The sequence below is a fragment of the Aeromonas sp. S11(2024) genome, assembly GCF_041402345.1.
Classification (GTDB): domain Bacteria; phylum Pseudomonadota; class Gammaproteobacteria; order Enterobacterales; family Aeromonadaceae; genus Aeromonas; species Aeromonas veronii.
In genome coordinates this window covers 23029-45470 of sequence record NZ_JBGLRC010000025.1, presented here as the reverse complement: position 1 = coordinate 45470, position 22442 = coordinate 23029, and the positions used below count along the sequence as shown (strand labels likewise).

Sequence of the window (22442 nt, the reverse complement as noted above, 5' to 3'; positions counted from 1 at the left end):
TGGGCCGGAATAAGGTGCATCAGAAAGAGTTGTCTTTTCTGCTGGGTCATCTGTCTGTTTTACGCTACTTGATAATATAAAGACAAGGGTAGACTTGGCCCCCCTGTTAATAAGGAGCCTCTGATGCGAATCTTTTCCCCTCTTCTCTTTCCGCTGATGGCTGTGCTGATCTGGGCTACCAATACCGTGGTTTCCAAGGCGGCCGCCAGCGTGCTCGACCCCGCGGCCATCTCCTTCTATCGCTGGGTGATTGCCGCCCTGGCGCTGACCCCCTTCTGTCTGCCCACCCTATGGCGGCGACGCAGCGAGGTTCGCCCCTGGCTCGGCAAGCTGCTGGTGCTGGCGGCGCTCGGTATGGTGCTCTATCAGTGTCTGGCCTACTACGCCGCCCACAGCACCTCGGCCACCAATATGGGGGTGATCGGCTCCCTCATTCCGCTGCTCACCCTGCTGCAAGGGGCGCTCTTCTTCGGCCAGCGTCCCGGCAAACAGGCACTGCTCGGCATGAGTATCTCCCTGTTCGGAGTGCTCTGGCTGCTTGGCAAGGGCGAACCGCTCGCCCTGCTCCATAACGGCATCAACCCGGGGGATGGCATGATGTTGCTCGGCTCCGCCAGCTACGCCCTTTACGGCCTCTTGATCCGCCGCTGGCAACTGCCGTTTGGCCCCTGGCTCAACCTCTACATGCAGATCCTGCTGGCCGTGCTACTGCTGGTGCCGCTCGCTCTCAGTGCCGACTCGATGGCGGTGCCGGCCGAAGGGTGGGGTCTGGTGCTCTTCGCCGGGCTCGCCTCCTCCCTGCTGGCGGCTTACTGCTGGATGCGCGGCCTCGCCTGTATGGGGGCAGAGCGCACCTCGGTCTTTATGAACCTGATGCCGCTCTGTACGGCGCTGATCGCCGTCGTCGGCCTGGGCGAGCCGATCCACGGCTATCACCTGCTGGGTGGCGGGCTTATTCTGTGGGGCGTGATGATCTCCCAGCTGAAAAAGCGTGTTCCACTGCCGGAACGCAATGCGGCCTGACGGGCAACATGCAAAAAACAACAAGGGAGCCGCAGGCTCCCTTGTTCATTTCTATCCTGTTCTAGCGACAGTTAACCGACTTCACCCCGCCCGGCGCCAGCGGTAGCGCCGCTCCGGTCGCCCCCGCTGACCATAGTTGAGATCAACATCTACCCGGTCTTCCGACTCCAGATACTCCAGATAGCGGCGCGCCGTGGTGCGGCTGAGGGAGAGTCGCAGCGCCACCGTGTCGGTGGAGAAGACGTTCTCCGGCTCACCCGCCAGCAGATCCAGTACCTGACGCAGGGTGATGCTGTCGATCCCCTTGGGGGTGACGCGCATCTCCTTGATCTGGGAGCGCCCTCCCTTGCCCAGCAGCTTGTCGAGATCTTCCTGCTCCAGCCGACCCCGCTCGCAGAGGCGGCTGTGCAGTTGCAGGATCTCATCCAGACTCTGCTGGATGCGAAACAGCCGCAATGGTTTGATGACGTAGTCATGAACCCCCAGATTGAGGGCCTGCTGGATGGTCTCCACATCCCGCGAGGCGGTCACCATGATGACATAGGCTTCGCGGTTGTGGCTGCGCAGGCGGCTCACCCACTCAAGGCCGGAGCCATCGGGCAGGGAGACATCCACCAGCAGCAGTTGGGGCACCACACCGGCCATCATGGCATCGGCCTGGGCCAGGGTGCCGGCCCGCCCCAGCAGGGAGAAACCGGGGGTCGCAGCCACCAGTTCTGACAAGATGGCACCGATCCGATCGTCATCTTCAATAACAAGCGTGATTATTGGGTCCATGGCTCACATTAATTGGTTTTTATTCAAGTAGATACCAAACAGGGTGGTCTGCTCGGCGGTTCGCCGCCATTCTATCACACCCTCGTGCCGACCCACGGTCTCCTTGACCAGGAACAGACCCACCCCGTGATCGCCGCTCTGGCGACTCACCCCGTAATCGAACAGATGATCGGCCAACTCCTCGTCGACCCCCTCGCCGCTATCCTCCACCTCGATCACCAGTCGCCGCCCCACATCGCACAGAGAGAGCAGCACCCGGGGCGGCCGCTGCTGGCGGTTGCGCCAGGCCGCCTGCAAGCCGTTGTCCAGCAGGTTGCCAATGAGGGTAATGAGATCGGCCGAGACCGAGGCCGGATACTCCGCCAGCGCCGAGTCAGGATCGAGCTCCAGGGTCACCCCCAGCTCGCGGGCCCGGCTGAACTTGCCGAGAATAAGCCCCGCCACCGGCTTGTTGTCGATCAGCCGCAGCAGCTCCTGCAGCATGGTCTGGCACGCTTCGTTCTCCTGCTGGATAAGCTCCACCGCCTGATCCACATGGCCCAGCTGCAACAAGCCGGAGAGGCTGCTCAGCTTGTTGGCGAACTCGTGGCTCTGCATCCGCAGCATCTCGGCATACTGGCGCAGATGGGTCACTTGCACCCCCAGACTGGCGGCCACCTCCGGACGGCTGAAGATCAGCAGCCGCCCCGGCGCCTTGCCCTGCACCGCCTGCCAGCGACCGACAAAGGACTCCCCCTGAATGGTGAAGCTCACTTCCCCACCCTCCTGCTCCAGACAGGGAGCAAGGGGCGGCACCAGCTCCGCCAGCGACTGTCCCTGCAGGGCGTGGCGCCCGGTGACCGGCAGCCGCAGCTGATAGCTGGCGGTGCTGTTGATCATATTGATATTGCCGCGGCCATCGAGGGCGATAACCCCTTCGGTGATGTGCTCCAGCACCAGATCCTGCAGGGTGAAGCGACGCACGATCGCCTCCGGCTCCAGATCGAGCAGGGTCTTGCGCAGCAGGTATTGCACCCAGAGTGCCAGCAGCAGGCCGCACCCCAGCACCGCAACGATGGCGCTGATGAGCAGGGCCACCCGCTCCATGTAGATGCCCTCCACCTGCTGCATCAGGTAGCCCACCACCACGGCACCCATGACGCGCCCATCCCCGCCAACCACCGGGGAGAAGCAGCGGATCGCCGGCCCCATGGTGCCCCGATCCTTGGAGCAGTAGCTGCGCAGCTCCTGCAGCGCGGGCCAGATATCCTCGCCGCGGAACTTCTGACCCACCAGATCGGGGTTGGGGTGGCTGAGGCGGCGACCATGCTCATCGGTCACCACCATATAGGTGGCGTCGGTGCGGTTGCAGACCGCCTCCACATAGTCGCGCAGGGTAGGATCACTGCCCTGACGCAGGGCCTCGACCACCCGGGTATCCGCAGCCATCACCCGTGCCAGATCGCTCCCCTTATCCTGCAAGTTGCTCTCCAGCAGATGACGGATAAAGAGGGCCAGCAGGCTGCCCAGAATGAGGATCAGCAGCAGGGAGAGCCCAAGAGAGAGGGTGACCAACTGGTGGCGAAGTTTCATGCACATACCTTAAAACGTCAGGACGCTACCCAATAGTGCGGATGCCACCAGGTCTGGTCAATCAAAGGTGCCGGATCGCCGACAAAATCGGCCAATCCTTCCTCGCGGGCGCAGAGCGCCACCGCTCTGGCGACGGTGCGGGCCACCTCTCCCACCTGCTCGATGGGGGGCAACAGCCGGCCCGCCACCAGCGGATAGGCGCCGACAGCCCGCACCGCGGCCAGCAACATGCCATCGCTGATGCGGCGCGCCTTGACGGCGCAGGCCCCGAGACCAATCCCCGGGAAGACATAGACGTTGTTGCACTGGGAGACTACCCGCCGCTCCCCGGCCACCGTTACCGGCGCAAAGGGGCTGCCGGTGGCCAGCAGGGCGCGGCCATCTGTGGCGGCCCACACCTGCTCGGGGGTGGCCTCGGCGCTGCGGGTCGGGTTGGAGAGTGGCAGGATCACCGGCTGATCGCACACCTCCCCCATCGCCTGCAGCACCTCGCCAGTAAAGAGGCCGCCCTGACCGCTCACGCCAATCAAGACCGCCGGGCGCACCTGCCGGATGGTCTCCAGCAGCGAACTGCTCCCCTCCTCCACGGCACGGGCAAATGGCTGCTGGGCACGGGTCAGGTTGGGGCGATCGCTGCAGACCACCCCGTCCTGATCAAACAGCCAGACGCCGTCGTGACTCCCCGCCAGCTGGGCCAGCATGGCGGCGATGCCGCAACCGGCAGAGCCCGCCCCGACGATCAGTACCGGGGCATCGCACAGGGCTGTACCCGCCTGCTGCAACCCGGCCAGCACGCAGGCGGAAGCCACAGCCGCCGTCCCCTGAATGTCGTCGTTGAACATGCAGAGCTCGTCGCGATAACGGGTCAGCAGGTTGGCGGCATGCTTGCCGGCAAAGTCTTCAAACTGCAGCACCACCTGCGGCCAGCGCTTGCGAATGGCGGCGACCACCTTGTCCATGAAGTGGTAGTAGCTCTCGCCGTCGATGCGTGGGGATTGCCAGCCGAGGTAGGAGTCATCCTCCAGCAGCTCGGGGTTGTTGGTGCCCACATCGACACAGAGCGGCAGGGTGCGCGCCGGGTTAATGCCGCCAGCGGCGGAGTAGAGCGCCAGCTTGCCGATACAGATCCCCATGCCGCCGATACCGAGATCGCCGAGCCCCAGCACCCGCTCGCCATCGGAGATGACAATCACGTCCACCTCTTGCTCCACCGACTCGAGGATATCGTCGAGATCGTCCCTGTCATGCCAGGAGAGGTAGAGGCCGTGGCTACGCAGATAAAGATCGCTGTGGCGCTGACACGCCTCCCCCACCACCGGGGTGTAGATGATCGGCAGCAGCTCCGGCAGGTGGTGGCGCACCAGATCGTAGAAGAGCACAGGATTGTCCTCCTGCAGCTGGCGCAGCAGCAGATGCTGGTCAAACGGACTCTGCATGGCGCTGACCAACCGGTAGATCCGGCGCCGCTGCTGGGAGAGGGACTCCTCCTTGTGGGGCATACGCCCCCGCACGCCCTGACGCTTGCGCTCGGCATAGGGCAGGCTGGTGCCCATCATGATGTCGTTCATTTTGTTTGTTCCTCAATCCGGTATCAGGCGAGCAGGGAGATAAGAGCAGTGGCCAGGATCAGCATCACGGCGCCGCCAAGACGGGAGGAGATCTGGGCAAAGGGCATCAGCTTCATGCGCTGGGCCGCCGAGAGCACGGCTACGTCGCCAGTGCCGCCCATGTTGGCCATACAGAGCCCGCCGGTGATGGCTGCCTCGATGGGATAGAAACCGATCATCCGGCCCACCAGCGCCGCGCCGAGGGCACCACCGATCACTGTGACCATGACCAGCACGAAGTAGCTGATGGAGAAGGCGCTGATGAGCTCGGGAATACTGGTATAGGCGACGCCGATCCCCACCAGCAGGGAAGGAGTGAGGTTGCTCACCACAAACTGATACCAGTCGGCCGCCGCCTGCTCATAACGGCGCGGCAGCAGGCCGCTCACCTTGATAAAGGCGACGGCCAAAATCATCAGGGCGAAGGGGTGCATGGGGATAAAGTTGCCAAGCAGGGAGCCCAGCACAAACATGCTGGAGCTGATGAAAAGGCCCATGCCGAGACTCTGCAGGGTCGGCGCTTCGGCCTGCTCGTCAGCAATGCTCTGGCTATTTTCCTTGACCATCAGCTTGCCGTTGCCGGTCAGGGAGGGATAACGGCGACCGAGCCGCGCCAGCAGGGAGCCCACCAGAATGGCCAGGGTATTGGCGATCACCACCGCCGGTACCATGCGTGACAATAGGTCCGCACTGGACATCTGCATCGGGCCGGAGAGGATCTCCACCAACGGCACCGCACCGGCGCCCATGCCACCGCCCATGATGGGCAGGCCGATCAGCAGCACCGCATTCTTGAAGCCATACCCCATCAGGGAACCGACCAGCCCCACGCTCAGCAGTGCCAGCGTCACGCCGCCAAGAATGACCGGCAGGTAGCGCATGGCGGCATTTTTCAGCAAAGCGCCGCTCATGCCAAACACGGAGCCAGTCACCAGACTGGCGATAAAGAAGTTGAGAAAGCCTCCCTCCTTCATGAAGTTGGTGATGACCTGCCCCGCCTGCACCGGCAGCAGCTGGTATTCGAACAGGGCGGCGCCGCCAAAGATGGCGAGGATGGTGCCGCCCCCCAGATATTCACGGATCGGCATGATCCGCTCCCCCAGCTCGGTCAGCAGGGTGCCCAGCACGAACATCAGCGCCAGCGCACCGACCATGCCCAGCGGCAGCGAGCCATTCCAGCCAGAAAAGAGAACACAGGTCGCCAACCCCAGAAATATAAAGAGCGGCATACCCGCAATTTGTTGGCCGCCCATAAAGGCGGCCTTTTCTTGTGTGGTTTGTAGGGGGGAGAGGTTTTTCATTGTTATGTACTCTGCGTGTGATTGTGGCCGCTACTTTATTGATCCCCCTCGCCCCTGTCGGTTAGCCAGATTGCAAAGCCATATAAAAACATTAAAAACTTAAACATCATGGTGTCGCTAACGTGCGCAGCACAATAGAACACCAGACATCCGATACCCGACCAAGTCAGGAAACAGGGTGATAAAACGAGCGACCATAATGGCGGATATTTGGATGATCAGCAGTAATAACGATGCGATGAACTCCCCCCTTCGGGGAAATAACAGAGCCAGATGACAAGCTCTGCGACCATTTATCGCCACAGATCCTGTGAGTGATAATCAGCGGGCCATGTCATCACCATGACGCGAGTGCCACGACGTGCCACATCAGTGTTTGAGTCGGCGTGCAGGAAGCACGCACGATGAAAAATGGTGAGGAGAAAGATGCAAAAAGGGGAGATTGAAATAGTGATGAGTCAAGCCAGCGAATACCAGAGCACTGGCTTGAACTCACAAGGATCACACACGGTCAGGTCTATTCTGCCAACAGCAATGGAATATTGGCGGGGTCAAAATCATGACTGATATCGGTACTTCTGATAGCGCCTTCCCGATTCACGCCATGGTGTGACTCTGCACCATATTCTCCATCACTCAACAGAGCTTCAATTGCCAGATACACACATCCACTGTCATATCCATCCACAACCCGTTTCCCCCTTGTTTTATAACCCCATCAATATTAGCGGATAAAAAAAGAGCTGCTCGCTGAAGCTGAAAATTTCATGAAAATAACCACCGGATATCCTCCATTCACGGCGCAATATCCAAAGCGGCAAGAGAGCCTCGAGTGGATCAGCCCCGAAAATAATATCAGGGGCTCGAATGCTGCCAACTCGCACCAGCGAAAGCTCCGACCAGAAACATGATCAGCATCACACTATTTACTTAGCCTGCTAAACAAGTATGATAGTTAGCATGCTAAGTACATTGAGGATGAGAAGATGACGGATCTGGAAAGGTTGCGCGAGCTGTCGCTCGCCGAGCAGATAGCGCGGATGCACCGGCTATGGCGTACTGCCGCCGACCTGGAGCTGGCTCCCCTTGGCCTCACCCATCCCCGCTGGACCGCGCTGTGGAAACTCTCCCGCATGGGGAACCATGTCAGCCAGAAGACCCTGGCCGAAGCCCTCGAGATAGAGCTCCCATCCCTGATGCGCACCCTGGGCCAGCTGGAAGAGCAGGGACTGATTGAGCGCCACTGCTGCAGTCAGGACAAGCGGGCCCGCATCGTCTGCGTGACCCCGGCTGGCCAGACCCTGCTCGATCAGATCGCCGACCGCATCATGAATATCCGCCGCGAGCTGCTGGGGGGCATCGACGAGCAGACCCTGCAGCTGTTTGAAACCACGGTGCAGCGGATCTCGGCCAACGCCCTCAGCAAAATTGAACAACACCACAACCGACAAGCCGGAGGCGATACAAGCCCTCCCGAGACCGACACAGAGAGAGAATAAGATGACTCCGGATCAACAATTTACCCGCTGGATCAAATGGTCCATGGCTGGCTTTGCCACATTGTTTGCCTATTTTCTGATAGCCGACCTGCTGATGCCCCTCACCCCTCAGGCGATGGCGACCCGGGTGGTCACCAAGCTGGCCCCCCAGGTGAGCGGCAAGGTGATCGAGGTCGCCGTTCACAACAACCAGCAGGTCAAGAAGGGGGATCTGCTGTTCAGGCTGGATCCGGCCCCTTTTGAACTGGCGGTGGAGCAGGCCCGCCTTGCGCTGGCGCAGGCAGAGCAGCAGAACAGTGAACTGGATGCCGCCCTGACCGCCGCCGTTGCCGAGATCAACGCCAAAGAGACCCTGGCCAGCCAGAAGTGGCGCGAGGCTGAGCGCATCGATGCGCTCTACCAACGTCACATGGTTTCGCTGCAACAAAAAGATGAAGCTGACAGCGCCCTGCGCAGCGCCCAGGCCAACCTGCGCGCCAGTCAGGCCAAACTGGCCCAGATCAAGGCCAGTCGTGGCGTGACCGGTGAGGATAATCTGTTGCTGCGCCAGGCCCGCAACAAGCTGGCGCAAGCGCGGCTGGCCCTCTCTTACAGCCAGGTCCACGCGGATCAGGATGGCACCATCACCAACCTGCAGCTCAAGCCGGGCAGTATCGCCAGCGCTGGCAGCCCGCTGCTGGCGCTGGTGTCGGAACAGGTGGACGTCATTGCCGATTTTCGGGAGAAGAGCCTGCGCCATATCGGTGAGCAAACCCGCGCACTGGTCGCCTTCGATGGCGAGCCGGGTCAGCTCTATCCTGCCCGGGTAAGCAGTTTGGATGCCGGGGTGAGTGCCGGTCAGTTTGATGCCAACGGTCGACTGGCCGCACCGGTGGAGTCGGATCGCTGGGTAAGAGATGCCCAGCGGATGCGGCTGCACCTCGAGCTGGAGCAGCTCCCCGACCATCTGCCAGCCGGGGCTCGGGCCACGGTGCAACTGCTTCCGGACAATGCCCTGACCGCCATGCTGGCACGGGGCCAGATCCACCTGCTCAGCCTGCTCCATTATGTCTACTAACCACGCCACTCACCCGTCGGCCAATACCGCCCCAGCACACCCCGCCGGTGGTGCTGCCGCTCACCTCTGGTATCGGCCCCTCACCGGCAACGAGCTGCGCCAGTGCCTGCGCATCGCCTTTGGCTGCACCACGGGCTTTTTGCTCTGCAAGCTGTTTGGCTGGAATTACGGGGTCTTCTATACGGTCACACCGGTGCTGCTGCTGGGGATGGTGCCGGTGATGAATGGCCATGCCGCACGCCAGCTGATCGCGGCGGCGGTGGTCTGTGGGGTGGAGGTCGGGCTGCTGGGGGGACTGTTTGGCAGCCATCCGGCGCTGATGACCCCCATCGCCTTTCTGCTGTTTCTCTACCGCTTCGCCGCCATGTCGCGGGGCAGCCTGTTTCTGTTCGGGGCCAACGGGGTACTGAGCCTCAGCATCATGCTGCACTTTGCCAGCTATCCGCAGACCGACCTCAACGACCTGATCCTCAACAATATCTGGGCGAGCGTGCTGTCGGTGCTGATCGCCTACCTCATGACCATGCTGATCCCGGATGTGGAGGCCAGACCCAAGCCCGCCTCGGCCCCCAAGGCACCGCACCGGATGCGCCATGAAGCCCTGCTGGGTGCCACGGTGGCCACCCTGTCGTTTCTGGTATTTCAGGTGTTTGACCTGCGCGACTCCATGTCTGCCCAGGCCACGACCTTGCTGGTGCTGTTCCCCATGCACTGGAACGGTGCGCTGAGTTATGCCCGCAAACGGGCGATGGGTACCTTGCTGGGTGTCACCTTCGGCCTGCTCGGCCAGTTGCTGCTCTATGACTGGTCAGGGCAACTGCTGCTGGTTGCTCCACTGCTGTGGCTTGGCGCCATGCTGTTCAGCCATGCCCACGTCAAGGAGGCGGGCGGCTCCGGGGTCGGCTTTGGCGCCCTCACTACCCTCGGCATCCTGTTTGGCCAGTACCTCACCCCGGGCAACGATCTGGTGTTCAGCGCCCTCTACCGGGTGAGCAGCATCCTGTTTGCCATCGTGGTCACCCTGCTGGCCTGCTACCTCGTCCACCGGTTGCTCAACCGCTTCGAGGCGACCCGCTTCGGTTATTGATTTCCTGTTGTAAGCACTGTTGTCAGCCCATGGATGAGCTCTCTTTCGCCCCGTCGCCTGCCGGGGCGTTTTTTTGTCTTCCGCGTTTACTCCTACCTCGCCATCCCTGTCGCAAATTAGAAGTACCTCCGAGGCAGGCAGGCCGGACAGCCAGCGACGCACCGAATGGCCGTGCGGATTGCACAATAACAGCAACCTGTTAGGCTCACGCCCGTATGACACCAATGGAGCTGTAATCATGAATAAGGTACATATGATGGCCGCTGGTGCGCTGGCCCTCGGCCTACTCGCTGGCTGCAATCAGGGCAATACCCTCTCAGTCACTGGTGGCGAACCGGTCAGTTACCAGTGCGAGCAGGGCAAAAAGGTGCAGGTGCGCTACTTCTCCCTCTCCGACGAGAGCCTCAACTTTATCAAGCTGTCACTGCCGGACGGCAAGGATTACACCCTGCCCCAGGCCGTCTCGGCCTCCGGAGCCCGCTATACGGACGAACATGAGGCCGTCTGGTGGAACAAGGGGGATGAGGGCTTTGTCGAGCTGCGGGATCAGGATGGCGAGTGGCAGACCGCCTACAACGACTGCAAACAGCAATAAACGTGACCCCGGCCTGGCCGGGGTCTCTCTTTCTCTGGCATCCGAGTGATGGGGGATCAGTTGATCTCGATTTCGAAACGGTTGGTCACCTCGACCGGAACGGCATCCGGGTTGCCCTCTGCCGGGCTGTAGCGGATCCGCGAGAGGGTCGCCAGCGCGCTCTGTTCCAGCTCGCCGGGGGGCTCGGCCGCCACCACTTCCGGCTTGACCGGCGTGCCACTGGCGTCAATTTGATAGCGAACTTCCACATACCCCTTGACCGGTTTGGCCGGCAGGACGGGCTCGTCATTGCCAAGCCATGACCACTGCTTCTCCTGAACCCAGTAGCTGGACAACTGCTCGAGAGGGATAGCGATCGGAGCGCGCTCCTGCGCCACCTCCTGACGGGATGAGCACCCCAGCAACAGTGTCACTGCCAGACCTGACCATACTGCGACTTTCCACTTCATGTAACGCTCCTTGTTCTTTGCCGGTGCTTGTTGCCGGACTGCAGGGCGCTCAACGCGGCCCGCTTGGTCAGTCACCCATCCTAACGAAAAAGTATTCGTATGAACATTAACAAAAGGGCCAACCCCGAGAGGTTGGCCCTTTTATCGTCAATAAGCTCACTAACCATACGCTGGCATCAGCCGCGCTTGTCGCTCACCACCAACCAGAGCGCATGGACCATGCCCGGCAGACCGCCCATCAGGGTCAGCACTATGTTGATTAAAAAGTGCAGGCTAAAGCCCACCTGGATAAACGCGCACACAGGGGGCAGGAAAATGGCCAGCAGGATCTTGAGCAGATTGTTCATCTCGGCTCTCCTTTTCAAAAATGTCGTCAGGATTGGAATGGGCTAACCATAAACATCCCGGACTTCAACTGCAAACCAGACAGGGAATTCGCTCACCCGCATCACGCCAGGCATTGAGATCGTGGATCTGCTGATTGCTGCTGCCACGCCAGAGCAGGCCGGGGTCTGCCAACTCCTTTTCATACTTGCCATCCACCAGCACATCCAACAAGGCCACCAGCTCGCGCTGGGCTTCTGACAGTTCGCCGAGCAGATAGCCGGTCCAGCACCAGATATCCTTGCCCGGACACTCGGCGCGCACCCGTTTCACCAGCGCCAGCACGTGGGGCACGTTGGCCGGGTGGAGCGGATCGCCACCGGAGAGCGACAGACCTCGCCGTTTGATGCGGCTGTCGTTGAGATCCGCAATGATGCGATCGCTCATCGTCTCATCGAACGGCTTGCCGCCATCGAGCCGCCAGGTGCTCTGGTTGTAGCAACCCGGGCACTGATGTTCGCAGCCCGAGACAAACAGAGTGGCACGGGTGCCGGGGCCGTTGATCACATCGACCGGGTAGTATTGGTGGTAGTGCATCGTTTGTTTCCTGCCTCGTTCACGGGACAGCGGCATAACTGCCGCCCTCCAATGAAAATGGCCCCTTGAGTCAGGGGCCAGCTCTTCATCGCCTGTGCGCTTACATATGTTTGACGCGGCGCTTTACTTCTTCCTGCTTGCCCGCATTGAAGGGGCGTGCATCCGGGCTGCCGAGGTAGCCGCAGACACGGCGGGTCACCGACACCTTGGCGGGGTCGTGGTTACCGCAGCGCGGGCAGGTAAAGCCCTTGGAGGTACACTCGAATTCGCCGGTAAAGCCGCAGTCGTAGCACTCGTCGATGGGAGTGTTGGTACCGTAGTAAGGCACCTTGTCATAGCTGTAATCCCAGACGTTTTCCAGCGCTTCCAGATTGTGCTGGATGTTGGGGTACTCGCCGTAGCAGATGAAGCCACCGCTGGCGATGGGCGGATAGGGCGCCTCGAAGTCCAGCTTGTCGTACGGATTGACCTGCTTCTCCACATCGAGGTGGAAGCTGTTGGTGTAGTAACCCTTGTCGGTCACGCCGGATACCACGCCAAACTCCTTGGCATCGATGCGGCAGAAGCGGGTGCAGAGGTTCTCGCTCGGGGTGGAGTAGAGGCTGAAGCCGTAGCCAGTCTCCTCTTTCCACTCATCGATGGCCGCCCTGAGACGGGCGATGATGGCGATGGCCTTCTGTTGCAGCTCGGCGCTGTCAAACAGGTGCACCTTGTCACCAAACAGGGCGTTGATGGTCTCGTGAACCCCGATATAACCGAGGGAAATGGAGGCACGACCGTTCTTGAAGATCTCGCTGACGTTGTCGTCCGCCTTCAGCCGCACGCCGCAAGCCCCTTCCATATAGAGGATCGGAGCAACCCGCGCTTTCACCCCGTCCAGACGGGTGATGCGGTACATCAGCGCCTTCTTGGCGACCCGCAGGGAGGCATCGAGACGATCCCAGAAATCCGCTTCGTCACGGGATTTCAGGGCAATGCGCGGCAGGTTGAGGCTCACGACACCCAGGTTGTTGCGACCTTCGTGGATCAGCTCGCCATTCTCCTCGTAGGCACCGAGGAAGGAGCGGCAACCCATGGGGGTCTTGAAGGAGCCGGTCACTTTCACGACCTGGTCGTAGTTGAGGATGTCCGGATACATCCGCTTGGAGGCACACTCCAGCGCCAACTGCTTGATGTCGTAGTTGGGATCGCCCTGCTTGTGGTTGAGGCCATCCTTGATGGCGAACACCAGTTTCGGGAACACGGCGGTCTTCTTGTTCTTGCCAAGGCCAGCGATACGGTTGCTGAGGATGGCACGCTGGATCATCCGCGACTCCCAGCTGTCCCCCAGACCAAAGCCGAAGGTGACAAACGGCGTCTGACCGTTGGCGGTGTGCAGGGTGTTGACCTCGTACTCCAGCGACTGGAAGGCGTCGTAGCACTCTTTCTCGGTGCGGGCCATGGCGTAGGCTTCTACGTCGGCAATGCCCCACTCTTCGGCCACTTCACGGTGTTTCTGCCAGCTGATGGTCACATAGGGTGCCAACACTTCGTCGATGCGGTTGATGGTGGTACCACCATAGATGTGGCTCGCCACCTGGGCGATGATCTGGGCGGTCACGGCCGTGGCGGTGCTGATGGATTTCGGGGTATCGATCTCCGCATTGCCCATCTTGAAGCCGTGGGTCAGCATCCCTTTCAGATCGATCAACATGCAGTTGAACATCGGGAAGAAAGGTGAGTAATCGAGATCGTGGAAGTGCAGATCACCGCTCTCATGAGCCTGAACCACATCACGGGGCAGCATGTGGCTGGTGGCATAGTGCTTGGCGACGATACCGGCCAGCAAGTCGCGCTGGGTCGGGATCACCTTGGAGTCTTTGTTGGCATTCTCGTTGAGCAGGGCGGCATTGGTCTGCTCAACCAGACCGCGGATCTCCTGCGCCAGACGGCCGCGCGCCTCGCGAGCCTGATCCCTGTCGTGGCGATATTCGATATAGGCACGGGCGATGGCCTTGTCGTCGGAAGCCATCAGGTGGTTTTCGACCCGGTTCTGGATCTCGTGGATATCAACTTCACCACGCCCTTCCAGCTCCTGACTCACCGCATTGGCAATGCGGGAGGCCAGTACCGGATTGGCCTGATTGACCGCTTCCGCCGCACGGCTGACCGCCTCTGCAATCAGCTGGGCATTGAATGGTGCGCGACATCCGTCACGTTTGATCACAACCGGTTTCATGAATTTTCCCCGTTAAAAGGCCAGGCATTTGCCTCTGGCTCACCCTTGTTGGGCCCCCCTCCCGGCATCTCGTCCTGGACGCAAATAAATTCAGCCGAGGCTTGACAAGCCTGGGCTGAAGATAGGAGGGGAACAGCTTATACACAGCTTAATAACACAACATATAGGGATTAAAAACGAATGCGTCCCTATATGTGGTGTCTATTAGGCACCAAAGCGAAGCCTCATTTCTTGATCCAGAACAGGTTTTTCAGCGAGCGGGACAGTTCACGACCAACCCAATAGAGCCCCATTCAAATCCAACCTCAAGCAGGGTGCGGGCTGGCGTCCGATCCGCCCACCCGGAAAAAATTGCCCCCCGCCGCACCGGTTTCGAGATGACAGCGCCAACCAAAACCGCCCATACTGAACAAGAACTCTCTCCCCTCGACAAGGGACAACTCATGCGCACCTCCCTGCTGTTGCTACTGCTATCCACCCTCTCTCTGCCGCTCTGGGCCGCCAACATTCTGGTGATCAGCAGCTACCATCCCGAATACCTGTGGGACCAAAGCTACAACAAAGGGCTGCTCGATGGCTTGCAGGGGGAGCACAAGCTCACTCACTTCTATATGGATACCAAACGCCATCCACGGGAGAAGTTCGACGAAATAGCCCAGCAAGCCATCGCCTTTTATCTGAAGAGCAAACCGGATCTGGTAGTATTGGGGGATGACAACGCCATCAACTATCTGGCCAACGAGATCGCCTCGCTGGGCACTCCAGTGGTATTTCTTGGCATGAACGAGAACCCGCGCCTCAAGGGCTTTGTCGGCCACCCCAAGATCACCGGCGTGCTGGAGCGCCCCCTGCTCAAACGCAACATCAGCGAAATAAGTCAGATGATGGGGGGGCTCGACAAGGCGCTGGTGCTGTTTGATTCCAGCAATGTGGCCCTCACTGCCATTGAGGATGAATTCAAGACCCAGACCGAGCTGCGGGTCGGTCAGACCCGGATCAACAGCCAGCTGATGGGGGATTACAGCCTATGGCAGGAGGCGGTGCTCAACGCCAAGAAGAACGGCTATCAGGCGATCTTCCTCGGCCTCTACCACACGCTGGTCGATGACAATGGCAAGCATGTGAGCGAAAAGACGGTGCTGGAGTGGACCAGCGCCAACACGCCGGTGCCGCTCTTCTGTTTCTGGGAATTTACCGTCGGCAAGGGGATGGCCATCGGCGGGCTGGTGCTGGACGGACACGATCAGGGGATACAGGCAGCCAGTCTCATCAACACCATACTGGCGGGCACCCTGCCCCGTACCATCTCCCCGCGCGCGGCCCTGCGCGGCGAATATGTCTTCAGCAAGAGCGAGCTGGCCCGCTGGCAGCTCACAGTGCCCGACAAATGGCGCCACAAGATCCTCTGGCGTGAGTGACCGCCGAAACAAAAAAGAGAACCCGGCCATGCCGGGTTCTCTTTTATCCGGTGCTGCGGTTAGGATTGGTGAGGGCTATCAGCCCTGCAACGCCTGTTGCAGCTCCTCTTCGGTCCAGATGGTGATACCCAGCTCTTGTGCTTTGGTCAGCTTGGAACCGGCCGCCTCCCCCGCGACCAGCACATCGGTCTTGGCAGATACCGAACCCGCCACCTTGGCTCCCAGCGCCTGCAATGCCGCCTTGGCGTCGTTGCGCGACAAGGTGGTCAGGGTGCCGGTTAGCACGAAGGTCTTGCCGGCAAAGGGTTGCTCCGCGGCCTCTTTCTTCTCGATGGCTGGCCAGTTGATGCCGGCAGCCAGCAAGGCTTCCAACACCTCCACGTTGTGGGGCTGACGCAGGAAGTAGTAGACATGCTTGGCCACCACATCGCCCACATCGGCCACTTCGAGCAGCTGCTCCACCGAGGCTGCGCGCAGGGCATCCAGGGTGAGGAAGTGGTTGGCAAGGTTGAGCGCAGTCGCCTCCCCCACTTCGCGGATCCCCAGAGCAAACAGGAAGCGCGGCAAGGTGGTGCTGCGGGCCGCATCGATGGCGGCTACCAGATTGAGGGCCGATTTTTGCCCCATCCGCTCAAGACCTGCCAGCTGGATAGCATTGAGGCTGAAGAGATCGGCGGGAGTCTTCACCAGCCCCTTGTCTACCAGTTGCTCGACAATCTTGTCGCCAAGGCCGTCCACATCCATGGCGCGACGGGCGGCGAAGTGCTTGATCGCCTCCTTGCGCTGCGCCTCGCAGAACAGGCCACCGGAGCAGCGGGCAACCGCCTCTCCTTCCAGCCGCTCGACCGCAGAGCCACACACCGGGCACTCGGTCGGGAAGAGGATCGCTCGGGCGTCGCTTGGGCGCTGCGCCTCCACCACGGCGACGATCTGCGGGATCACATCCCCTGCCCGGCGCACGATCACGGTATCGCCAATCATCACGCCAAGGCGTTCAATCTCGTCGGCGTTGTGCAAAGTGGCGTTGGAGACGGTGACGCCGCCAACAAACACCGGTTTGAGCTTGGCCACCGGAGTCACGGCGCCGGTGCGGCCGACCTGAAACTCGACGTTCTCAAGCAGAGTCATCTCTTCCTGCGCCGGGAACTTGTGGGCGGTCGCCCAGCGCGGGGCGCGGGCCACAAAGCCCAGCTCCTCTTGCAGGGCGATGGCATCCACCTTGTAGACCACGCCGTCGATCTCGTAAGGGAGCTCGCCACGGCGGGCCAGAATGTCGTCGTGGAACTCCTGACAACCGGCGGCCCCCTCTTTGAGCTTCACCTCGGGACTAAGCGGCAGCCCCCACTCCTTGAGCTGATTGAGGCGACCAAAGTGAGAGTCACCGAGCAGCTCGCCGCCAACACCGACACCGTAAGCGTAAAAGCTCAGGGGACGGCTGGCGGTGATGCGTGAATCGAGTTGACGCAGGCTGCCGGCGGCGGCGTTGCGCGGGTTGACGAACACCTTCTCGCCCGCTGCCAGCGCCTTGGCGTTCATCGCCTCAAAACCTGCCTTGGGCATAAACACTTCGCCACGCACCTCCAGCCGATCGGGCCAGCCAGAGCCCCGCAATGCGAGCGGAATGGCCTTGATGGTACGCACGTTCTCGGTGATCTCCTCACCGGTGGCGCCATCGCCCCGGGTGGCCGCCTGCACCAGCTGACCATTTACATAGAGCAGGCTCACCGCCAGACCATCGAGCTTGGGCTCGCAGCAGAAGGTGAAACGCACGTCACGCTTGAGGCGATCGCTCATCCGTTGTTCGAACGCCTGCAACTCTTCGCTGCTAAAGACGTTATCCAGACTGAGCATGGGGATCTCGCGGCGCACCTGTTTGAAGGCTGTCAGCGGCTGACCGCCGACACGCACGCTGGGTGACGCCGGTGTTTTCAGCTCGGGATGCTCGGCCTCCAGCACAATCAGCTCGCGCATCAGGCGATCGTATTCGGCATCCGGCACTGTGGGGTTATCCAGCACATAGTACTGGTGACCATATTCGGTAAGCAGTTCACACAATTGACGGTGGCGGGAGAGGGTGTCGCTCATGAAAAAGTCTCGAAGTGTGATTGAACATCCGGCCGGGGTAGAAACAAAAATGCGGTACCAGGGTACCGCACTTTTTCTTCACTCGACCCGCATGGCGTATTAGTCGCGGCTGGCCTCGTAGGCAGCCAGCTCGTGACGGTAACGGGCAATGGTCTCGTCGCTCAGCGGGCTGCGATCCATATCTGTCAGCATGGCATCGAGATCGCTGGCCAACTGATCGGCAGCCTGCAGCATGTCCTCGAAGGCAAACGCGGCATTGCTGCGCAGCGGCAGTTGCATGAACAGGGAGACACCCGGCGTGGTGAACTGTTCCATCCGGTACGGATTGAAGGTGCCCGGCTTGACCATATTGATCATGGAGAAGAGCACTTCACCCTTGCCGTTGGGATCTTCGTGACGGTGGAAAATATCCATCTCGCCAAACTTGAAGCCCAGCGCCATCAGGGATGAGAGCAGGGTCGCACCTTGCAAGTCGTGACCCGGACGGCCCATCAGGTTGATGACATAGACATCCTGCCAGATCTTCTCGACCGGCTGGGGCGCCATGCGCGGCTCTTCCACCACAGGAGCAGGTGCCACATAGGCCGGCTCTTCATAAACAGGCTCGGGAGCCACATGACGGGGCTGCGGCTGATATTCCGGCTCGGGAGCACGCACCGGTTCGGCACGAACGGTGTCGGCGGTACGGACTGTCTCTGCACGGGCACCAAAAGTCGGGGCGGTCGCGTAAGCGGGCTCGACCAGCGGCTCGTCATCCAGCGACTGCATCATGGGCTCGCGCTGGGGACGGGAACGGTAGACCGGGGTACGACGATTGACCTGAGCAGGTTTGCGCACCGGCGCGGCGGGCGCCTCGTCGATCTCCTCGGGCAGCGGTTCGTCGAACGCTTCCTCCTCTTCATAGACAGGAGGCGGCGGAACCGGGCGGGCAGCAGGCTTGCGCACTACGGGCGGCGGCAGATCGTCCTCGTCATCTTCATCATCAAAGGCGGGGACGGCAGGGCGACGACCGAGTTCCGGCTGGCGGCTCTCTTCACTGCGCAGCTTGGGCTCGGCACGACGGCCACCACTGACCACGCGTACCTGGCCGATGCCATCGCTGTCGAAGGCGTCGTTATCACGATCCCGCGACTTGGAGTCCATCCGTCCAATCGGTTTCTCTTTGATCGGTGCCTGACGATTCTTTTTGTTGCTCCACAACCCGTGAATGAGCAATGCCGCAATAGCAATACCGCCCAGGGCAACCAAGATGTAACGCAATTCCTGCATTAGCTGCTTCTCTTTCTAGTTTTGCTCAGCCAAAGCGACGGCTTCACCGATATCGACCGACACAATGCGAGAAACCCCGGGCTCTTGCATCGTGACGCCAACCAGCTGCTCAGCCATCTCCATGGAGACCTTATTATGACTGATGTAAACGAACTGTACTGTGCTCGACATCTCTTTGACAAGAGAACAGAAGCGACCGACGTTCACTTCATCGAGCGGTGCATCCACCTCATCCAGCAGACAAAAAGGTGCTGGGTTGAGTCTGAAGATGGCAAAAACCAGCGCAAGCGCGGTTAACGCCTTCTCCCCCCCGGAAAGCAGGGCAATGGTAGCATTCTTCTTACCCGGAGGTCTCGCCATGATGCTCACTCCGGCCTCCAAAAGATCATCGGAGGTGAGCTCAAGCCAGGCACTGCCCCCACCGAACACTTTTGGAAACAGGGATTTTAAATCTTCGTTGACCTTATCGAAAGTGTCCCGGAACCGTATTTGTGTCTCTTTATCAATTCTTTTAATGGCTTGGCTCAAGGTTTCCAGCGCTTGCTCAAGATCCTGGCACTGATTTTCAAGATAGGTTGCCCGGGTTTTCGCCTCTTCGTACTCCTCCAGCGCCGCCAGGTTGATGGCGCCGAGCGCCTCCACTTGCGCCTCCAGGGTCTGGATCTCCTGCCGCAGCTTGCCGCGATCAGCGGCGATCAACACCGCCTGATCGAGATCTACCAGTCGAACCCCCAGCTCTTCGAACTGCTCGTGCAGCCCTTGTCGACGGGTGAGGTTACGTTCGCGCTCAAGGCGCAGGGTTGCCAGCTTCTCTTGCAGAGTCACCAGCTGCTTGTGATCAGCACTTCTGGCCTGTTCCAGCTCACCGAGCTGGCGCTCCAGCTCCGCAAGCCGTTGATGACAGGCGAGCTGCTGCGCCTCCAGATTGCGCTGCTCGGCCAGCAGGGGCGCCAGATCCGGCACTGCCTCGCTATCCGGCCCTTTCAGCCCTGCCAGCTCCAGCCCTAGCCTCGCCAACTCCTCTTCGCCCAAGGTAATGAGTTGGCGCAGATTGCCCAACTCCAGTTGCAAACGCTGGCAGGTCGCTTGTTGCTGCTCGCGGCGCGCACGGGCCTCGTCGACCGCCCGCTCGCTGCGGGTCAGCTGCTCCTGAGCAACCTGTAACCCTTGCGTCAGCGGCTCCCCCTGCTCCTGCAACTCGGCAAGGCGCGCCTCATCGAGTTCCAGTTGTTCACGGGCGCTGGCCAGTCGCGCTGCCTCTTCGGCCTGCTCCTGATCGAGCCGGATCAGCTCTTCGCCGAGCTGACCGAGCCGCTGCAACCGCTCCTGCCGCTGACCCTGTTGCAGGCTCCAGGCTTCGCGCAGTTGTTGCCATTTCAGCTCTTGCTCGCGCAAGGTTCGCTGCGACAACTCCTGCGCACTGGCAAGCTGGGCACGCCGGGCATCGGCTGAGACAAGTTGCTCGCTCAGCTGTGCCAGCCCCGCGGCAACCTTATCCTGCTCGGTATGCAACCGCTCACGCTCACCGAGCAGCGCCATGGTGCCGAGCGCCACGCCCTGCCCCAGATCTGCCCAGTTTGGCCCCAGCCAGTCGCCAGCAGGAGTCAGTACCGACTCACCGGCCGCAAGGCTTGGCTGGCGGGCCAATGCGGCCTCCCGGCTCTCCACCAGCCAGATGGCGTTGAGGAAGGCAGGAATATGCTCACCACCCAGTTGCGCCGCCAGCGTACCGGCAACCGCCGGTTGCGCCGGGCCAATCCAGAGCCCCTCTTGCGCCAGATTGCACTCGTCCGCCGGCGTTGCGGTGAGCCAGCGACCCAGCACTTTATCGAGCGCCTGTGCCCACTCGGGGGCAACCTGCAACCGGTCGGCCAGAGTCGCCCCCTCCATCTGTTCACCGAGGATCTGATCCAGGGTCGCCAGCCGCGCCTCCAGCTCCCGTTGCAGGCTCAACTGCTGGCCATGCTGCTGCTTGAGTTGTTCATGGGTGTCGACCGCCTGCGCCAGCTGCTCGGTCAACTCGCCATTGGCCGCCCGCGTCAGCTCCAGCTCACCACTCAGGGCATCGAGGGCCGGTTGCAGATCGTCGGCCTCTGTACCGAGGGGGCCAGCGCGTTCATCTTCCAGCTTGAGGCGCGCCAGCCGGGTCTTGGCTTGCAGCTCCTGCAAACCACCCAACCGGGTACGGGTCTGATTGAGTTGCCCCTGCACCCCGGCCAACTGTTGCTGCCACTGCTGCTGGCGCAAGCGGGCTTGTTCCAGTTGCTCGCTGGCGTGCTGGCGAGCCTCCTGCTGCTCGGTAAGCAACTGCTCACACTGCTCCAGCCGAGCGCTCTCCTGCTCAGCGCGCAATACCCCTTCGGTCAGTTGATCCTGCTGGCTGGCCAGCTGCGCCTTGCGGGTGGCAATCCGCTCGCCCAGCGCCTCTGCACGGGCCTGCCAGTCGCGCCCCAGTTCACTCTGGTGCAGTTGCTGCTGTTCGAGACGGGCGATGGCCTGCCCGCCGAGAAAAATCTGTTGCTGACGGCTCGCCTGCTCGGCTTGCGCCTCTTGTCTGGCGACCGACAGGGTGACGTGGCGCCCCTCATCGGCGGTACGCTTGGCATCGAGCGCCGCCAGCGCCTGCTCGGCATGTGCCAGTTCGGTTTTGGCCTCGCCAAGGCGCGTCTCCAGCGCCCACAACTCGGAGCCAATCAGCTCGGCGCGAGCGGCGCGCGAACGACTCTTGAGCTGTTTGTAGCGTTCGGCGGTTTCGGCCTGGGCTTTGAGGTGCTCAAGGCGCGAACCCAGCTCGCCGCGAATATCGCCGAGGCGCTCTAGGTTCTCCTGAGTGTGGCGAATGCGCTGCTCGGTCTCGCGGCGCCGCTCCTTGTAACGGGAGACCCCGGCGGCCTCTTCCATAAAGAGCTTGAGATCGGCCGGGCGCGACTCCACCAGTCGGCTGACAGTGCCCTGCTCGATAATGGCGTAGCTGCGGGGGCCAAGACCGGTGCCGAGGAAGAGGTCGGTCACATCCTTGCGGCGGCACTTCTGGCCGTTGATCTGATAGTGGTTGGAGCCGTCGCGCAGCACTTCGCGGCGCACCGAGATCTCGGTAAAGCGGCCGAACTCGCCGGGCACCCGGTTGTGGGGATTGTCGAACACCAGCTCGACCGAGGCGCGCCCGTGCGCACTGCGATTGATAGAGCCGTTGAAGATGACATCGGTCATGTTCTCGCCGCGCAGATGACGGGCGGAGCTCTCCCCCAACACCCAGCGCACCGCGTCGATGACGTTGGATTTGCCACAGCCATTAGGGCCCACCACGGCGGTCATGTCTGCCGACAGTTCGATGCGGGTCGGCTCGACGAACGACTTGAAGCCGGCGAGTTTGATCAGTTTCAGACGCATGGCGACCTGTATCAGTGGCTAAATAAAGAGGAGGCGGGCAGGCGATTTTACCAAATCCAGACCCGGCTTTGTTTGTAATATGCAGGCATCATCCCCATTCATGCCCGACTTTTGGTCGCCACGGCACGAAATAAGGAATAGTCGGCGACTTTACCAAATCAAAGGCTTGTTTGT

Annotated in this window: 17 protein-coding genes; 6 read left to right on the top strand and 11 right to left on the bottom strand. The window is 61.1% G+C overall.

Going from position 1 to position 22442, the window contains the following annotated elements; all coding sequences use genetic code 11:
* The first annotated feature begins 123 nt into the window (after window positions 1-123).
* Window positions 124-1023 carry a DMT family transporter gene (locus ACB040_RS16940; protein ID WP_371155688.1) on the top strand — a complete coding sequence of 300 codons (900 nt, stop codon included), beginning with the start codon at window positions 124-126 and terminating at the stop codon, window positions 1021-1023.
* Between the two features lie 81 nt (window positions 1024-1104).
* Here ACB040_RS16940 and ACB040_RS16935 read toward each other — a convergent pair whose 3' ends face one another.
* Genes ACB040_RS16935 through ACB040_RS16920 form a run of 4 tightly spaced genes read right to left on the bottom strand, consistent with a single transcriptional unit; the run spans window position 1105 to window position 6280 of the window.
* On the bottom strand, window positions 1105-1800 hold the full coding sequence (locus ACB040_RS16935; protein ID WP_005338420.1) for a response regulator: 696 nt from the start codon (window positions 1798-1800) through the stop codon (window positions 1105-1107).
* Window positions 1801-1803: 3 nt separating this feature from the next.
* Window positions 1804-3372: an ATP-binding protein gene (locus tag ACB040_RS16930; protein ID WP_371155690.1), complete on the bottom strand. Its 1569-nt coding sequence runs from the start codon at window positions 3370-3372 to the stop codon at window positions 1804-1806.
* A 17-nt stretch (window positions 3373-3389) separates the two neighbouring features.
* On the bottom strand, window positions 3390-4940 hold the full coding sequence (locus tag ACB040_RS16925) for an NAD-dependent malic enzyme (protein ID WP_371155692.1): 1551 nt from the start codon (window positions 4938-4940) through the stop codon (window positions 3390-3392).
* A 23-nt stretch (window positions 4941-4963) separates the two neighbouring features.
* Window positions 4964-6280, bottom strand: a complete 1317-nt coding sequence (locus ACB040_RS16920; protein WP_331378974.1) for a 2-hydroxycarboxylate transporter family protein — start codon at window positions 6278-6280, stop codon at window positions 4964-4966.
* Window positions 6281-7266: 986 nt separating this feature from the next.
* Between ACB040_RS16920 and ACB040_RS16915 the strand changes: the two genes are divergently transcribed.
* The 4 genes from ACB040_RS16915 (at window position 7267) to ACB040_RS16900 (ending at window position 10518) form a co-directional block, all read left to right on the top strand.
* Window positions 7267-7779, top strand: a complete 513-nt coding sequence (locus ACB040_RS16915) for a MarR family transcriptional regulator (protein ID WP_371155695.1) — start codon at window positions 7267-7269, stop codon at window positions 7777-7779.
* Between the two features lies 1 nt (window position 7780).
* Complete coding sequence (locus tag ACB040_RS16910; protein ID WP_371155697.1) at window positions 7781-8836, top strand: HlyD family secretion protein; 1056 nt, start codon at window positions 7781-7783, stop codon at window positions 8834-8836.
* Window positions 8826-9923, top strand: a complete 1098-nt coding sequence (locus tag ACB040_RS16905; RefSeq protein WP_213390061.1) for a DUF2955 domain-containing protein — start codon at window positions 8826-8828, stop codon at window positions 9921-9923. The genes ACB040_RS16910 and ACB040_RS16905 overlap by 11 nt, the downstream gene beginning before the upstream one ends.
* 238 nt (window positions 9924-10161) lie before the next feature.
* A complete protein-coding gene (locus ACB040_RS16900) occupies window positions 10162-10518 on the top strand; it encodes an MliC family protein (RefSeq protein WP_005349873.1) in 357 nt (118 codons plus the stop codon).
* A 56-nt stretch (window positions 10519-10574) separates the two neighbouring features.
* Here ACB040_RS16900 and ACB040_RS16895 read toward each other — a convergent pair whose 3' ends face one another.
* The 4 genes from ACB040_RS16895 to nrdD form a co-directional block, all read right to left on the bottom strand.
* A complete protein-coding gene (locus ACB040_RS16895; RefSeq protein ID WP_139432726.1) occupies window positions 10575-10967 on the bottom strand; it encodes a TonB family protein in 393 nt (130 codons plus the stop codon).
* A 176-nt stretch (window positions 10968-11143) separates the two neighbouring features.
* Window positions 11144-11314, bottom strand: a complete 171-nt coding sequence (locus tag ACB040_RS16890; protein WP_005338440.1) for a YqaE/Pmp3 family membrane protein — start codon at window positions 11312-11314, stop codon at window positions 11144-11146.
* A 64-nt stretch (window positions 11315-11378) separates the two neighbouring features.
* Window positions 11379-11888 carry an anaerobic ribonucleoside-triphosphate reductase-activating protein gene (gene nrdG / locus ACB040_RS16885; RefSeq protein WP_371155701.1) on the bottom strand — a complete coding sequence of 170 codons (510 nt, stop codon included), beginning with the start codon at window positions 11886-11888 and terminating at the stop codon, window positions 11379-11381.
* Window positions 11889-11988: 100 nt separating this feature from the next.
* On the bottom strand, window positions 11989-14106 hold the full coding sequence (gene nrdD / locus ACB040_RS16880) for an anaerobic ribonucleoside-triphosphate reductase (protein ID WP_371155703.1): 2118 nt from the start codon (window positions 14104-14106) through the stop codon (window positions 11989-11991).
* Between the two features lie 443 nt (window positions 14107-14549).
* Between nrdD and ACB040_RS16875 the strand changes: the two genes are divergently transcribed.
* Window positions 14550-15524, top strand: coding sequence for an ABC transporter substrate-binding protein (locus tag ACB040_RS16875; RefSeq protein ID WP_371155705.1), 975 nt, complete (start codon window positions 14550-14552; stop codon window positions 15522-15524).
* 78 nt (window positions 15525-15602) lie between these two features.
* On the opposite strand, the gene ligA is transcribed toward ACB040_RS16875, so the two are convergent.
* The 3 genes from ligA to ACB040_RS16860 all read right to left on the bottom strand — a co-directional run bounded on the left by ligA (window position 15603) and on the right by ACB040_RS16860 (window position 22268).
* The gene (gene ligA, locus ACB040_RS16870; RefSeq protein ID WP_371155707.1) at window positions 15603-17609 is read right to left on the bottom strand and encodes an NAD-dependent DNA ligase LigA; all 2007 of its coding nucleotides are present in this window, start codon (window positions 17607-17609) and stop codon (window positions 15603-15605) included.
* Between the two features lie 99 nt (window positions 17610-17708).
* Window positions 17709-18878, bottom strand: coding sequence for a cell division protein ZipA (gene zipA, locus ACB040_RS16865; protein ID WP_040066671.1), 1170 nt, complete (start codon window positions 18876-18878; stop codon window positions 17709-17711).
* A gap of 15 nt (window positions 18879-18893) precedes the next feature.
* A complete protein-coding gene (locus ACB040_RS16860) occupies window positions 18894-22268 on the bottom strand; it encodes an AAA family ATPase (RefSeq protein ID WP_338774140.1) in 3375 nt (1124 codons plus the stop codon).
* Window positions 22269-22442: the final 174 nt, after the last annotated feature.

Bases quoted from the DNA above. Each gene is read 5' to 3' on its own strand.
- ACB040_RS16910 (WP_371155697.1), top strand. From the start codon at position 7,781: ATGACTCCGGATCAACAATTTACCCGCTGGATCAAATGGTCCATGGCT.
- ACB040_RS16890 (WP_005338440.1), bottom strand. From the start codon at position 11,314: ATGAACAATCTGCTCAAGATCCTGCTGGCCATTTTCCTGCCCCCTGTG.
- ACB040_RS16875 (WP_371155705.1), top strand. From the start codon at position 14,550: ATGCGCACCTCCCTGCTGTTGCTACTGCTATCCACCCTCTCTCTGCCG.
- nrdG (WP_371155701.1), bottom strand. From the start codon at position 11,888: ATGCACTACCACCAATACTACCCGGTCGATGTGATCAACGGCCCCGGC.
- ACB040_RS16895 (WP_139432726.1), bottom strand. From the start codon at position 10,967: ATGAAGTGGAAAGTCGCAGTATGGTCAGGTCTGGCAGTGACACTGTTG.
- ACB040_RS16915 (WP_371155695.1), top strand. From the start codon at position 7,267: ATGACGGATCTGGAAAGGTTGCGCGAGCTGTCGCTCGCCGAGCAGATA.
- ACB040_RS16860 (WP_338774140.1), bottom strand. From the start codon at position 22,268: ATGCGTCTGAAACTGATCAAACTCGCCGGCTTCAAGTCGTTCGTCGAG.
- ACB040_RS16925 (WP_371155692.1), bottom strand. From the start codon at position 4,940: ATGAACGACATCATGATGGGCACCAGCCTGCCCTATGCCGAGCGCAAG.
- ACB040_RS16905 (WP_213390061.1), top strand. From the start codon at position 8,826: ATGTCTACTAACCACGCCACTCACCCGTCGGCCAATACCGCCCCAGCA.
- ACB040_RS16935 (WP_005338420.1), bottom strand. From the start codon at position 1,800: ATGGACCCAATAATCACGCTTGTTATTGAAGATGACGATCGGATCGGT.
- ACB040_RS16930 (WP_371155690.1), bottom strand. From the start codon at position 3,372: ATGAAACTTCGCCACCAGTTGGTCACCCTCTCTCTTGGGCTCTCCCTG.
- ACB040_RS16900 (WP_005349873.1), top strand. From the start codon at position 10,162: ATGAATAAGGTACATATGATGGCCGCTGGTGCGCTGGCCCTCGGCCTA.
- ACB040_RS16940 (WP_371155688.1), top strand. From the start codon at position 124: ATGCGAATCTTTTCCCCTCTTCTCTTTCCGCTGATGGCTGTGCTGATC.
- nrdD (WP_371155703.1), bottom strand. From the start codon at position 14,106: ATGAAACCGGTTGTGATCAAACGTGACGGATGTCGCGCACCATTCAAT.
- ACB040_RS16920 (WP_331378974.1), bottom strand. From the start codon at position 6,280: ATGAAAAACCTCTCCCCCCTACAAACCACACAAGAAAAGGCCGCCTTT.
- ligA (WP_371155707.1), bottom strand. From the start codon at position 17,609: ATGAGCGACACCCTCTCCCGCCACCGTCAATTGTGTGAACTGCTTACC.
- zipA (WP_040066671.1), bottom strand. From the start codon at position 18,878: ATGCAGGAATTGCGTTACATCTTGGTTGCCCTGGGCGGTATTGCTATT.